This is a genomic window from Agathobaculum sp. Marseille-P7918 (assembly GCF_900625105.1).
Classification (GTDB): domain Bacteria; phylum Bacillota; class Clostridia; order Oscillospirales; family Butyricicoccaceae; genus Agathobaculum.
In genome coordinates this window covers 39,008-52,973 of record NZ_UYYD01000005.1, presented here as the reverse complement: position 1 = coordinate 52,973, position 13,966 = coordinate 39,008, and the positions used below count along the sequence as shown (strand labels likewise).

13 protein-coding genes are annotated in these 13,966 nt (G+C 62.9%); 10 read left to right on the top strand and 3 right to left on the bottom strand.

Features of this window, described 5'->3' with window-relative positions:
• Nucleotides 1-97 precede the first annotated feature (97 nt).
• Genes EJL02_RS08680 through EJL02_RS08670 form a run of 3 tightly spaced genes read left to right on the top strand, consistent with a single transcriptional unit; the run spans nt 98 to nt 1,784 of the window.
• Complete coding sequence (locus EJL02_RS08680; RefSeq protein WP_125116020.1) at nt 98-457, top strand: sulfite exporter TauE/SafE family protein; 360 nt, start codon at nt 98-100, stop codon at nt 455-457.
• A complete protein-coding gene (locus EJL02_RS08675; protein ID WP_125116019.1) occupies nt 454-834 on the top strand; it encodes a TSUP family transporter in 381 nt (126 codons plus the stop codon). The genes EJL02_RS08680 and EJL02_RS08675 overlap by 4 nt, the downstream gene beginning before the upstream one ends.
• 44 nt (nt 835-878) lie before the next feature.
• Nucleotides 879-1,784, top strand: a complete 906-nt coding sequence (locus EJL02_RS08670) for a DUF4349 domain-containing protein (RefSeq protein WP_125116018.1) — start codon at nt 879-881, stop codon at nt 1,782-1,784.
• 203 nt (nt 1,785-1,987) lie between these two features.
• Here the strand turns inward: EJL02_RS08670 and rny are convergent, their stop codons facing one another.
• Nucleotides 1,988-3,532, bottom strand: coding sequence for a ribonuclease Y (gene rny, locus EJL02_RS08665; RefSeq protein ID WP_125116017.1), 1,545 nt, complete (start codon nt 3,530-3,532; stop codon nt 1,988-1,990).
• A 46-nt stretch (nt 3,533-3,578) separates the two neighbouring features.
• On the opposite strand from rny, the gene EJL02_RS08660 reads away from it, so the two are divergent.
• The 5 genes from EJL02_RS08660 to EJL02_RS08640 all read left to right on the top strand — a co-directional run bounded on the left by EJL02_RS08660 (nt 3,579) and on the right by EJL02_RS08640 (nt 8,660).
• Entirely contained in the window at nt 3,579-3,848 is a 270-nt protein-coding gene (locus tag EJL02_RS08660; protein WP_125116016.1) for a hypothetical protein, read from the top strand.
• A gap of 139 nt (nt 3,849-3,987) precedes the next feature.
• Nucleotides 3,988-4,788, top strand: coding sequence for a peptidoglycan editing factor PgeF (gene pgeF, locus EJL02_RS08655; protein ID WP_125116015.1), 801 nt, complete (start codon nt 3,988-3,990; stop codon nt 4,786-4,788).
• A 19-nt stretch (nt 4,789-4,807) separates the two neighbouring features.
• Nucleotides 4,808-6,484 (top strand): ABC transporter substrate-binding protein, encoded by a 1,677-nt coding sequence (locus tag EJL02_RS08650; protein ID WP_125116014.1) that lies wholly within the window; start codon nt 4,808-4,810, stop codon nt 6,482-6,484.
• A 192-nt stretch (nt 6,485-6,676) separates the two neighbouring features.
• Nucleotides 6,677-7,696, top strand: coding sequence for a tRNA 2-thiouridine(34) synthase MnmA (mnmA, locus tag EJL02_RS08645; protein WP_125116013.1), 1,020 nt, complete (start codon nt 6,677-6,679; stop codon nt 7,694-7,696).
• A 64-nt stretch (nt 7,697-7,760) separates the two neighbouring features.
• The gene (locus EJL02_RS08640) at nt 7,761-8,660 is read left to right on the top strand and encodes a DMT family transporter (protein WP_125116012.1); all 900 of its coding nucleotides are present in this window, start codon (nt 7,761-7,763) and stop codon (nt 8,658-8,660) included.
• Nucleotides 8,661-8,694: 34 nt separating this feature from the next.
• Here the strand turns inward: EJL02_RS08640 and recG are convergent, their stop codons facing one another.
• Nucleotides 8,695-10,737 (bottom strand): ATP-dependent DNA helicase RecG, encoded by a 2,043-nt coding sequence (gene recG / locus EJL02_RS08635; protein WP_125116011.1) that lies wholly within the window; start codon nt 10,735-10,737, stop codon nt 8,695-8,697.
• 287 nt (nt 10,738-11,024) lie between these two features.
• Complete coding sequence (lexA, locus tag EJL02_RS08630) at nt 11,025-11,615, bottom strand: transcriptional repressor LexA (RefSeq protein ID WP_125116010.1); 591 nt, start codon at nt 11,613-11,615, stop codon at nt 11,025-11,027.
• 307 nt (nt 11,616-11,922) lie between these two features.
• Here lexA and EJL02_RS08625 point away from each other — a divergent pair, with 307 nt between their 5' ends.
• Nucleotides 11,923-12,273 carry an Asp23/Gls24 family envelope stress response protein gene (locus tag EJL02_RS08625; RefSeq protein ID WP_125116009.1) on the top strand — a complete coding sequence of 117 codons (351 nt, stop codon included), beginning with the start codon at nt 11,923-11,925 and terminating at the stop codon, nt 12,271-12,273.
• 37 nt (nt 12,274-12,310) lie between these two features.
• Complete coding sequence (locus tag EJL02_RS08620; RefSeq protein WP_125116008.1) at nt 12,311-13,957, top strand: DAK2 domain-containing protein; 1,647 nt, start codon at nt 12,311-12,313, stop codon at nt 13,955-13,957.
• The last annotated feature ends 9 nt before the right edge of the window (nt 13,958-13,966 follow it).

The following is a 13,966-nucleotide window of genomic DNA, read 5'->3' as shown; positions in this document are numbered from 1 at the left end:
GGCATTGCCGCGGTGCGGCCTGCTCGATCGAATCTGTACGATTTGATCGAATAAAACTTGGCCCTTCGACGCAAACTGCGTCCGGAGGGCTGTTTTTATGAAGCAAAACGGGAAATACGCCGTGACCGGCGCGCTCGCGGGCGCGGCCAACGGCTTTTTTGGCGCGGGCGGCGGGCTGTTCCTCGTGCCGCTGCTCGTGTATTGGTGCCGCGTGGAGGAGCGGCGCGCGTTTGCGACCTCGGTCGCGGTCATTTTTCCGCTCAGCGCGCTGTCCGCTGCGGTTTACTGGATGCAGGGCGGGCTGGACCTTGCCGCGGCGTGGCCGTATCTGCTGGGCGGCGCGGCGGGCGGCTGGGTGGCGGGCCGCGTGTTCCGCCGGATCGACATGGCCTGGCTGCAGCGCGCGTTCGGCCTGCTGCTCGTGTACGGCGGTGTGCGCGCCGTGCTGCTGCTGTGAGCGCGGTGTGGGCGGCGGCGGTCGGTCTTGCGACCGGCATCCTGTCCGGCTGCGGGGTTGGCGGCGGTTCGCTGCTGATGCTGTATCTGACGCTGTTTGCCGGCGTGGCGCAGTACACGGCCGCGGGCATCAACCTGCTGTACTTTCTCGCCTGCGCGCCCGCGGCGCTCTGGGCGCATTACAAAAACGGCCTGATCGAGCGGCGTGCCGCCCTTTGGTGCATTGCCGCGGGGGTGCCGGCCGCGATTGCGGCTTCGCTGCTGGCCGCGCATCTGGACACCGGTCTGCTGCGGCGCGCGTTCGGGGTATTTCTGTTGGTGATCGGCGCAAAAGAACTGTTTACAAAGCGGAAACAAGTGGGAACGGATGGAAAATAAACCCGTCTAACAGGATAACCAAAACCGGAAAGGGGTGTCCTGTGATGAAAAGACGAGGCTTATGTATGCTGTTGGCGCTGCTTTTGCTGCTGTCCCTTGCCGCGTGTGGGGGCGCGGGCGGCGCATCGAGCGATGCCGCGGGAGCGGAAAACGGCGCTGCCGCATCGACCGGGGACGCGGTCGCGATGGACAGCGGGACCACGGAAAGCACGGCGGACTTTTCCGCGGTGCGGCAGAACGCCAAACTGATCCTTTCCGCCGACCTGTCGCTGGAAACGCAGGACTATGAGGCGTCCTGCGCGGCGATCGAGCAGATGGCCGCCAAGGCGGGCGGGTACATCCAGTCGAGCGGCAGCTACGGCGAAAAGGGCAGCCGCACGGCAAACTACACGCTGCGCGTGCCGCAGGAGAAATTCGAGACCTTCTTCACCCAGCTCGGGGAGACCTGCCATGTGGTGTCCTCCAACCGCTGGAGCGAGGACGTGACCGAGCAGTACACCGATATCGAGACGCGGCTTGCCACCTTGCAGACCAAGCACGAGCGTCTGCTCGCGCTGCTTGATCAGGCGGCCAAGATGGAGGACATTATCTCGCTTGAGAATGCGCTGGCCGACTGCGAATACGAGATCGACAGCCTGACGGGCGAAAAGCGGCATTACGACGATCTGGTCGGCTTCTCGACCTTCAACGTCACGCTCAGCGAGGTGCAGACGCTGACCGCAGTTTCCGAAGGATCGGGCTTCGGCGCGCAGGTCGCGCACGCGGCGCAGAGCGGACTTGGCGGACTGACGACGGCGGTGCGCGGGCTGATCCTGATTGTAGTCACGCTCTGGCCGGTGCTGGTGCTGTTGGGTATTGCGGGCGTCGTGTTCTGGCGCGTGCGTATATACCGCAAAACCAAAGCGCAAAAGCAGATCCAAAACGACCCGCCGCAGGACAAAACCGAATAGTACCCGCGCCGCAAGACGCCATAAAACAGAAAAAAGGCCGCAAATGCGGCCTTTTTTCATCAAACGCCCGGCTTTGCCGGGCGCTTTGATACAAGGGAGAGAAAAAGTTTCGCTTGTCGGAACTTTTTCTCGCTTCGGACGCATCCGCAGCTTTGCCGCGGTGCGTCCCCTTCGACCAAACCTGTACGGTTTGGTCGAGTATTTTATTTTGCGTAGTCGATCGCGCGGGTCTCGCGAACCATGTTGACCTTGATCTGTCCGGGGTAATCGAGTTCGTCCTCGATCTTCTTGGCCACATCGCGGGCCAGCAAGACCATCGCATCGTCCGAGATCTTGTCGGGGTTTACGATGATGCGGATCTCGCGGCCGGCCTGGATCGCATACGAGCTGGCAACGCCGGGCGTCTCGTTGGCGATACTCTCGAGCTTTTCCAGACGCTTGATATAGTTTTCCAGATTCTCGCGGCGTGCGCCCGGCCGTGCGGCCGAGATCGCGTCCGCTGCCTGCACGAGGCAGGCCACCGTGGTCTTGGCTTCCACGTCGCCGTGGTGGGCTTCGATCGCGTGGATGATCGGCTGCGCTTCCTTGTACTTCTTGGCAAGGTCTACGCCGATCTGGACATGGCTGCCTTCGACCTCGTGGTCGATCGCCTTGCCGATATCATGCAGCAGGCCGGCGCGGCGCGCGGGCAGCGGGTCGAGGCCCAGCTCGCTGGCCATCATGCCGGCGATGTGCGCAACCTCGATCGAGTGCTGGAGTACGTTCTGGCCGTAGCTGGTGCGGTAACGCAGACGGCCGAGGATCTTGACCAGTTCGGGATGGATGCCGTGGATGCCGGTCTCGAAGGTGGCGCGCTCGCCCTCGCTCTTGATGATCTGCTCGACCTCGCGGCGGGACTTTTCGACCATCTCTTCGATGCGGGCGGGATGGATGCGGCCGTCCACGATCAGCTTTTCGAGCGCCAGGCGCGCGATCTCGCGGCGCACCGGATCGAACGAGGAAAGCGTGATCGCTTCAGGCGTGTCGTCGATGATCAGATCGACGCCGGTCAGCGTTTCGAGCGTGCGGATGTTGCGGCCCTCGCGGCCGATGATGCGGCCCTTCATCTCATCGTTGGGCAGCGGCACGACCGATACGGTCGCTTCGGAAACATGGTCGGCGGCGCAGCGCTGGATCGCGGTCGAGATGATCTCGCGCGCGGTCTGCTCGCTTTCGTCCTTGAGCTTCTGCTGGATCTCGCGCAGCTTGACGGCGGCGTCATGCGTGGCCTCGGATTCGATCGAGCGGACCAGCATTTCGCGCGCTTCGTCGCGGGTCATGCTGGCGATCTGCTCGAGCTTCTCGAGCTGCTCGGCCTTGACGCGGGCCAGCTCTTCCTTTTCCTTCTGGGTCGCTTCGAGCTGACGGGTCAGCTCTTCGTTCTTGCGGTCGAGCGTGTCGCTCTTTTTGTCGAGCGCTTCTTCGCGTTGGATCAGGCGGCGCTCGAGCTGCTGGGTCTCGTTGCGGCGCTCCTTGAGCTCACGGTCGGCTTCGGTGCGCTGCTTGTGGATTTCGTCCTTGGCTTCGAGAATGGATTCGCGTTTCTTGGTTTCACCGGCTTTGATGGCTTCGTTGATGATGCGTGTCGCTTCGGTTTCGGCGGAACCGATCTCCTTTTCCGCAACGCTTTTGCGGTAGAGGAAACCGATGACGACGCCCACAACGAGACACACGATACCGGCTATGATCGGTATGATGATGTCGGTCATGTTTTTGGTGTGTCCTCCTGTTTTGTGAATTTGAGGCAGCACCGGTTTGGGCAAAAAACGGCTTGCGCGGCATCTTTCGGCAAAATGGGACGCAGATTTGCCGCAAACACGCAAAAAGGCGTTCTATCTGGCAAAACATGCGGAAAATAATGACAAAAAACAGCGCAGCAGGCCGGTGATCGCGGACAAACAGGCGCGGCCCTGCGTAGCAAATGGCGTTCTGCGGGAACGCCGGGTTATAATGCCTTTGAAAAAAGCCCTGCGCGGGTCCGCGCAGGCTATATTACAGCAGGTATTATACTACAATTTATTGTAAAGCCTGTTGGTCAAACTGTCAAGAAAAACCCATGCCATACCGTACAGATTTTGGCGTATTTTGAGAACAGGCCGGGCGCGCCCTTGTGAAACGGGCGCTCATTTGCTATAATAAAACGAATATATCGGGAGGAACGCTTATGCACCAGTCCATGTGCCGCATCCAGCGCGGCCCGTTTGTTTATTATACCTGCCGCCGCCTGCCGGTGCGCCATGCTTTCACCACCAAATTCGGCGGCGTGAGCACGGGCCACTGCGAAAGCCTCAATCTGGGCTTTAACCGCGGGGATACCGAGGAGAACGTCCGCGAAAATTACCGTCGCCTGGCCGAGGCGCTGGGCGTCCCCGACGCGCGCTGGACGCTGACAAAGCAGATCCACGAGACCGGGGTCTCGGTGGTGGAGGAAGAGCAGGCAGGCATGGGCCTGCACCAGCCGATGGCGTGGCAGTCGGACGCGATCGTGACCGCTCTGCCGGACACGCCGCTGATCGGCTTTTACGCGGACTGCGTGGTCACGCTCCTGTATGACCCTGCGACCCACACTGCGGGCGTGTGCCATTCGGGCTGGCGCGGCATGGCCGCGGGCATCCTGCCCAAGACCGTGGCGGTGATGGAGCAAAAGCTGGGCACCAAACGCGACAGCCTGATCGCGGTGCTCGGGCCGTCCATCCGGCAGGAGTGCTTTGAGACCGACGCGGATGTGCCCGAGGCGATGGAGCGGCAGCTCGGCGCGCTGGTGCAACCTTATATTATGGAGAAAGGCCCCAAGTTCCATGTGGACTTGCAGGGCATCGGCGTCAAACTGCTGCAGGACGCGGGCCTTGCACCGGAAAACGTGATCGACAGCGGCATCTGCACCATGTGCCACGCCGACGAATTCTGGTCGCACCGCGCGACCCACGGCCTGCGCGGCGTGCAGGGCGGTGTGATTTGCCTGTAACCGAAAGGAAGTCGGTTTTATGAAATGGAAAAAACGCGTGTGTGCCGGGGTGCTCGCGGCGCTGTGCCTGCTGGGCGGCTGCGGCCCGTTCGGCGGGGACGGCGAGGACGCGCCGGTGGACAACGTCAAGGTGTCGGACGCGTATTTCGGCCTTGCCTGGTACCAGAACGGCACGCTCAACCCGGTGCTGGACAACACCAGCATCAATCGCGTGCTGTGCGAAGCACTGTACGAGGGCCTGTTTGAAGTCACCTCGAATTTCACGGCGGAAAACGTGCTGTGCGACTCCTATACGGGCGACGGCACGACCTTTACCTTCACCCTGCGGGACGACGTGACCTTCTGGTCGGGTCAGCAGCTGACCGCGCGCGACGTGGTCGCGAGCCTGCAGGCGGCGCAGTACAACGAAACCTCGCCCTACCACAACCGGCTGACCGAGGTCTCTTCGATCGAGGCGATCAGCGACCGCGAGGTGCGCATCACGCTCACGTCCCCCAACATCAACTTCCCGCGCCTGCTGGATATCCCGGTCTATCGGGAGGGTTCGGAGAACGACAACGGCTTTGTTGACGGCACCGGCCCGTTCCAGCCGGTCGAGAATGAACGCCAGTGGACGCTGGAGGCCAACGAGAACTGGCACGGCGGCTTCCTCGGCTCGATCCGCAAGATCACGCTCGTGGCGATGACGCGCGCGGACGCGGCCATGTCCAGCTTCCAGACGGGCGACGTGTCGCTCATGCGCGCGGCGCGCATCGCGCCCAACCCGCCGTCGGTCGGCGGCTCGGTGGACACCGTGCAGACGTCCAGCGCGTCGCTGCACTATCTGGGCATCAACTATGCCAACAGCCAGCTGGCAAACGCCAAGGTGCGCCAGGCGCTTTCCGCCGCGCTGGGCCGCCAGAGCCTGTGCGATACCCAGCTGCAAACCTTTGCCGACCCGGCGGTGCTGCCGGTCAACCCGCAGCCCACGGACGGCAATCTGTCGCTCAACATGTCGGCGGATGCGACGAGAGCCGCCCAGCTGCTGAGCGAGGGCCTGACCGGCGGATCGGATACGGATGCGTCTGACGATACGGCCGTATCGGACGAGGATACAGACGAGACGGTCTCCGACGAGGACAACGGGGACAACGTTGACACCGACGGTGAGGACGCCGACACGACGGAGGAAGAGGACGGCCTGTCGGACGACGCGGAGGACGATCTGAGCACGGCGGCGCTCGGCACCGGCGGCGAGACCGTGTCCATCCGGCTGCTGGTCAACTCGGACAACGCGTTCAAGGTGGCGGCGGCCGAGCAGATCGCCGCGTCGTGGAATGCGCTAGAAGGCGTAAAGGTGACGGTGGACAAAGAGCCGTACGATACATTTCTTTCCATGCTGCAATCCGGCTCGTTTGACGTATACTATGGAGAGACGCAGCTGACCGCGGACTTCGACCTGCGCCCGCTGCTTTCCTCGGGCGGCAGCCTGAATTACGGCGGCTATTCGAGCGAACAGATGACGGCTGCGATTGCGGCTGCGCGCAGCGGCGAGGATGTTTCCGGTTTTTACAGCCTGTTCCTCGAGCAGATGCCGATTATCCCGATCGCGTTTGAGCGCGGGCAGATCATCATCCGCAAGGGCTTGATCGACAACTACGCGCCCTCGCCGTATAACGCGTTTGCTGCGTTGGAGACGTGGACGAGTACCGAATAGGGGGCTTCAAAAGCCCCCTATATACGGGCGCTGGTTCCCAAAGAAACCAGCGCCCGATACCCGAATGACGGCGCACAATGCGCCTAAGTCAGGGGATCGCAAAGTCGGGCAAAGCTCGACTTTGCGATGCCGCTCACAGAGCGGCGGATCAATGCCGCGCAATGCGCGGAAAAGCATGGATTGGAGTTTTTCATGGCAGAAAAGGTAGTATTGGGACTTTCCGGCGGGGTGGACTCCGCCGTGGCGGCGGCGCGTCTGCGCGACATGGGCTATGACGTGCACGGCCTGTTCCTCGAAGTCGGTCTGGGCGGCGAGGAAGCCGCGCAGCACACGGCGGACGATCTGGGCATCCCGCTGTATATTGCGCACCGGCGCGAGGCGTTCGAGCAGCAGATCTGCGCGTACTTTGCCGATTCCTTCCGCAATGCGCGCACGCCCAACCCGTGCGTGGTGTGCAACCCGCTCATCAAATTCCGCGCCCTGACCGATTACGCCGACGAGATCGGCGCGCCCTATATCGCGACCGGGCACTATGCGCGCACGGGACGCGACGCCGAAGGCCGTGCGCTGCTGCGGCGCGCCCGCGCGGAAAAGGATCAGAGCTATATGCTGTACCGCCTGCCGCGGGGAACGGTCGCGCGCTGCGTGTTCCCGCTGGGCGAGGCGGAAAACAAGGCCGAGGTGCGCGAAAACGCGCGCGAAATCGGGCTTGCCGTATCGGAAAAGCCGGACAGCATGGATGTGTGCTTTATCCCGGACGGCGACACGCAGGGCTGGCTGGAGCGCCACGGCGCGGCCTGCCCGCCGGGCAACTTTGTGGACGAGAACGGCAAGGTGCTCGGGCAGCACAAGGGCATCCACTGCTATACGGTTGGTCAGCGCAAGGGGCTGGGCGTCGCGGCGGAGGGACGGCTGTTCGTGCACGAGCTGCGGCCCGAGACCAACGAGGTCGTTTTGTCGCTCGAGGATGTGTACCGCCGGGAGATCACCGTGCGCGATATGCACCTGATCGCGCCCGAATACGCGGAAAACGGGCCGTTTGCCTGCGAGGTGCGCGTGCGCTTTTCGCGCCGCAGCGACCGCGCGACCGTCTATCCGGACGGCACGGGCGCCCGGATCGTGTTTGAGGATGCGGTGCGTGCACCGGCCGCGGGGCAGAGCGCAGTGCTGTACGACGGCGATATCGTCATCGGCGGCGGATTTATCGAATAAAAAATGGCGGCTTGCCGCCATTTTCTTTTGAGGCTGCGCGGGGGGCGCGCGGAAGGAGAAAACAATGCGGGAAAATCATCATTTGCAGGGGCACCTGCTGGGCGCGTTCACCGTGCTGGTCTGGGGCACGACCTTTGTGTCCACCAAGGTGCTGCTGCGCACCTTTTCACCGGTCGAGATCATGGTCACGCGCTTTGCGCTTGGGTTTGTGGCACTGCTGATCGCCTCGCGCGGCTGGATGCGCGCCAAGGAAAGAAAGCATGAGGTGCTGTTCGCCTTGGCCGGGCTGACCGGCGTGACGCTGTATTTCCTGATGGAAAACATCGCGCTGACCTACATATCCGCGTCGCTCGTCGGCATCATCGTGGCGGCGGCACCGCTGTTCACCGCGCTGTTTGCCGCGCTTTTGCTGCATGAAAAGCTGGGGCACTGGTTTTTCTGCGGCTTTGTCTGCGCGATGGCGGGCATCGCGCTGGTGTCGCTGGCGGGCGTGAGCGAGCTGCACTTCAGCCCGCTGGGCGCGCTGCTCGGCGTGGGCGCGGCGCTCGTGTGGGGCGTGTATTCGGTCATCATCCGGTATCTCGGTTCGGCGGGCTACGCCACCGTGCCGCTGACCTGCCGGGTGTTCGGTTACGGGCTGCTGTTTTTGCTCATCCCCGCGTTTCTCGAGGGCTTTCCGGCAGGGCCAGGGGCATGGCTCGAGCCGGTGCATCTGGCAAACCTGCTGTTCCTCGGGCTGGGGGCGTCCGCGACCTGTTTTGTGACGTGGAACCGCGCGGTATTCCTGCTCGGGCCGGTGCGCACGAGCGCGTACATTTACGCGACCCCGATCGTGACCATTGTCAGCTCAGCGCTCATCCTGCATGAGACCATGACTCCGTCCATGTGGCTGGGCACGGTGTTGGCGCTCGGCGGACTGGTGCTCTCCGAACGCGACGGCTCGGGCAAAAAGACCGAAGAATAAAAAAGGGAGAAACCATTTCGGTTTCTCCCTTTTTTCAGTTGAATGCCTCGTCGTCCCGCTCCTCGAACATGCGATGCACACGCGCGCGCAGTTCGGGATAGCCCGCAAGCGTCGGGTCGGCCAAGAGGATGGCTTCGGCTTCCTCGCGCGCCTTCTGCATGAGCGCAAGGTCGGCGATCGGGTCGGCGACGTGCAGCGCGGGCAGGCCGTGCTGCCGCCGGCCGAAAAAGTCGCCCGGGCCGCGCTGCGCAAGGTCGGCGCGCGCGACCTCAAAGCCGTCGTTCGTTTTGCACAGGATTTTCAGCCGTTCGCGCGCGGTTTGCCCCTTGTCCGCGCCGAAAAAGATGCAGTAGGACTGCCGCGTGCCGCGTCCGACGCGGCCGCGCAGCTGGTGCAGCTGGGACAGGCCGAAGCGGTCGGCGTCCTCGACGACCATCAGGTTGGCGTTCGGTACGTCCACGCCGACCTCGATGACGGTCGTGGCGACCAGAATATCGTATTCCCCGGCGGCGAACGCCTGCATCACGCGCTCCTTTTCCGCGCTTTTCATGCGGCCGTGCAGTACCGCGACGCGCCGCTGCGGCAGCGCCTTTTGCAGGTCGAGCGCGTGCTGCTCGGCGCTTTTGAGGTGCATTTCGCCCTCTTCGACCAGCGGGCAGACGACATAGACCTGTCCGCCGTCTGCGATCTGCTTGTCGATGAAGGCGGTGATGCGGCGCCGCATGTTTTCGCCCACGGCGTAGGTCTCGACCGGCTGCCGGCCGGGCGGGACTTCGTCCAGCACGGACACGTCCAGATCGCCGTACAGGATGAGCGCGAGCGTGCGCGGGATGGGCGTTGCCGACATGACCAGCACATGGGGCGTCTGTCCCTTGGCGGACAGCGCCGCGCGCTGCGCCACGCCGAAGCGGTGCTGCTCGTCGGCCACGACCGCGCCCAGCCGGTGGAAGGTGACGCCCTGCTGGATGAGCGCGTGCGTGCCGATGACGACCTGCGCCGCGCCGCTTTCGATCGCGGCGAGCGCCGCGCGCTTCTGGGGCGCACTCATCGAGCCGGTCAGCAGCGTGCACGAGATGCCGAGCCGTTCCAGCAGCGGTGCGAGCGTTTCCGCGTGCTGCGCCGCAAGGATCTCGGTCGGCGCCATAAAGGCGGCCTGACAGCCGCTTTTGGCCGCCAGCGCGCACAGGGCGGCGGCGACAATGGTCTTGCCCGAGCCGACGTCGCCCTGTACCAGCCGGTTCATCGGTTTGCCGGAGACGCAGTCCGCCGCGATCTCATCGATCGCGCGGCGCTGCGCGCCTGTGGGCGAAAAGGGGAGCGCCGCGAAAAAATCCGGCAGGGCGGCGTCGGAAAACACCAGTCCCGCGTCCGCCTTGCGGCGTTCCTTGAGCTGCTGCAAGCCGCAGCACAGCAGGAACAGCTCTTCAAACACCATGCGGCGGCGCGCTTCGGTCACGTCCTGCGCAGTCTGCGGCCGGTGGATGGCGGCGAGCGCGTCCGCCGCATCCGGCAGGTCATACCGCGCGCGCAGCACCTCGGGCAGCGGGTCGGGCCAGTCGCCCGGCACCGCGTCCAGCGCCGCTTCGGTCACGCGCGCCATGTCGCGCTGGGTCAGCCCGGCGGACAGCGGGTACACCGGCACGATGCGGCCGGGGTGGTCTGCGTCGGGCGACACCTTTTCCGACTGCGGCGAGATCAGCATGCGCATGCGGCCGTTCGTCTGCACGCGGCCGTAAAACAGGTATTCCTGCCCGACGCGCAGCAGCGCCGCGGCGTAGGGGTTGTTGAAGTAGGTCACATGCAGCGAGCCGGATTCGTCGAAGATCGTGCATTTGACCAGCGTCATGCCCTTGCGGATGTGCGTGGTTTTGGGCTCGCTGCCGACAATGGCGCGGATGGCGTATTTGCCGTCCTCGTCCAGATCCGCGATACGGGTGATGCGCGTGCGGTCCTCGTAGTCGCGCGGATAGGTTTCGAGCGCGTCGCGCAGCGTGCGGATATGCAGTTTTTCAAACAAAGCCGCCTTTTTCGGGCCGATGCCTTTGACAAAGCGGATGCTGTCCTCGAGTGCGGGCATAACTCCTCCTTACCGCGCGGTGGGTCTCCGCGCCGCAGCGCACATAAAACAGAACCTTGCGACAGAGCGCAAGGTTCATAAAAACCGGGAGCACAAGGTGAATTGGCCGCAGGCCAAGAGAGGGCGGCCTGGGCCGTGTATCACGGTTTTCTCTCATTGAACCAGCCGCAAATGCGGCAAAAGGATAGAGGCCTACGGGCTATACAAACCGATGGCAAGTGTGCCCGAAGGGCGCGCGCCGCCATCGGCAAAACTCGATGGAAACTGTAGTTTCCATCGAAGATATTTTAGTATTCGCGGTAAACCGCCTTGACCACGCCGAGGATCTGGCAGCCCGTGCCGTCGATGGGCGGGTAGGCGGAGTTTTCCGGCATCAGCCACACGCCGTCCGGCGTGATATTGAGCGTTTTGCAGGTCGCCTCGTCCTCCAAAAGGGCGATGACGATATCGCCGTTGCGGGCCTGCACGTCCTGCCGGACGATGACCAGGTCGTCGTCCATGATGCCCACGCCGACCATCGAGTCGCCGCGGATGCGCAGGGCGTAGTATTCGCCGCCATTGGCCGCCGGCTCAAACGGGACATAGCCGACGTGCTCTTCGACCGCGAGGATTGGCATACCGGCGGTGACGCGGCCGAGGATAGGCACGCGCGTGACCATGGACGGGCCGGAAACCGGCGTCAGCGCGCGGGATTTGTGCTCGCTCGGCTCAAGGTAGCCCGCTTCCTGCAATTTCTTCAGATGCGCGTGCACGGTCGAGGGCGAGCGTAGGTTCATCTCGGCGCAGATCTCGCGCACCGAGGGGGGATAGCCGTGTTCAAGGGAAAATTCACTGATATAATCCAAAATCCGTTGCTGTTTGGCGGAGATTTTTTTCATAGGGACGCACTCCTTGCTGCTGCCTTTTGGAACATACGTTCGTATTTTTCTTTATTATACCCTAAATTGGGCAATAAGGCAAACATTTGTTTGTGAAAATACGGGCAAAAACGGAAATTTCGGAAATGGTGTACATTTTCCTGTCGATTCTTCGGCGAATTGTTGAACCATTCGCAAAAAAATTACCGGTTTGCTTGTATTTGGGACGGTTTTGTTATATCATATAGGAAGAAAAACGATTCGGACCGAGGGGTTCGCGGCGTTTTTCCTCCAAACAGTATCAAACGATCGCAGGGAGGGTTTTTCTATGACGATCAAGACCGATCTCGGATATATCGAAATCACAAACGAGGTGATGGCCGGCATTGCGGGCTATGCGGCGTCTTCGTGCTTCGGCGTCAAGGGCATGACCATCCGCTCCATGTCGGACGGACTCGCGCATCTGCTCGGACGCGAAAACCAGTCGCGCGGCGTCAAAGTGACCGAAGCGCCGGACGGCGGCGTCAATATCGACCTGCACATCGCGGTCGAGCACGGCGTCAATATCGCGACCGTGTGCCGTTCGATCATCAGCGAGGTGCGCTATCATGTTGAGCGCCTGACCGGCGTGGACGTGAAGAACGTGGATATTTATGTAGAGAGCATCCGTGCGGACTGAACGCGCGGCCAAAAAAGAATTCGGGGAGAGTTAATAAATGGCAGATCAGAGAATTGACGGCGCGCTGTTCCAGTCCATGGTGATCGAGGGCGCGCTCGCCATTGCCGAAAAGAAGGAACAGGTCAACGAACTGAACGTTTTTCCTGTGCCGGACGGCGATACGGGCACGAATATGTCCATGACCATGGCCTCGGCCATGACCGAGATGGAAAAACTGACCGAGCCGACGCTCGCCAAGGCCGCCGATACGACGGCTTCCGCCCTGCTGCGCGGTGCGCGCGGCAACTCGGGCGTCATCCTGTCGCTGCTGTTCCGCGGCGTGGCGAAAAAGCTGCGTGAGACCGAACAGGCGGGCGGCCGGGAACTGGCGCTGGCGCTGCGCGAAGGCGTGGAGACCGCGTACAAGGCGGTCATGAAGCCGGCGGAAGGCACGATCCTGACCGTGTCGCGCGTATCCGCGCAGCACGCGGTCGAGGCCTGCCAGGCCGAGCCCGAGCTTTCGGCCGAGCAGGTGCTGGAAGCGGTGCTGGAATGCGGCCGCAAGGCGCTGGAGGAAACCGTGCACCAGAACCCCGTGCTGGAAAAGGCGGGCGTGGTGGACGCGGGCGGCTTCGGCTACCTGACCATCCTCGAAGGCATGCTGGACGCGCTGCGCGGCATCCATAAGGAACGCAAGGCGGCCGAGCCGACCAAGGCGGCCGCGGATTTCGCCGCGATCGCGGATGAGGATATCACCTTCACCTACTGCACCGAGTTCATCGCCGAGCGCAAGGACAAGGCCCGCAATGTCGGCCGTCTGCGCGCGATTCTGAACGAGATCGGCGACAGCCTAGTCGTCGTCGAGGACGACGATATTGTCAAGGTGCATGTACACACCGACCAGCCCAACAAGGCGCTCGAAGAGGGCCTCAAGTTCGGCCCGCTGCTGACCGTCAAGATCGAGAACATGCGCGAGCAGCACACCGCCAAGGTGATCGAGGGCACGGCGGACGCACCGGCCGAGCGCGTGATCGTGCCGGCGGAAAAGAAGTTCGGCTTTGTCGCGGTCGCCGCGGGTGAGGGCCTGAAGAACGTGTTCACCGATCTGGGTGTGGACGTGGTCGTGCAGGGCGGCCAGACCATGAACCCCTCGACCGATGAGATCGTGCGCGCGGTGGACGCCGTCCCGGCGGAGATCGTGTTCGTGCTGCCCAACAACAAGAACATCATCATGGCGGCCGAGCAGGCCGTGCACCTGTCCGAGGAAAAGAAGATCGTGGTCGTGCCGACCAAGACGCTGCCGCAGGGCATTTCCGCGATGCTGGCGGTCGATCCGGACTGCGAGGACGAAAAACTGGTCGCCGAAGCGATGCGCGATGCGGCGGCCCATGTGCGCAGCGGTCAGGTGACCTATGCTGCGCGTGACAGCGAGTTTGACGGCAAGAAGATCAAGCAGGGCGAGTATCTGTCGCTGCGCGAAGGCAAGCTGTGCGCGAGCGGGCGCGAGACTTCGGTCATCAAAAAGCTCGTGCGCGAGATGGTGACCGACGACAGTGCGTTTGCCACCGTCATCTACGGCGAGGGCGTCTCCGCGGAGCAGGCGGCCGAGGTGGAAGCGCTGCTGCGCAAGGAGAACAAGGAGCTGGAGATCTCGGTGATCGACGGCGGACAGCCGGTTTACTATTATATCCTCTCCGTGGAATAAACAACGAGA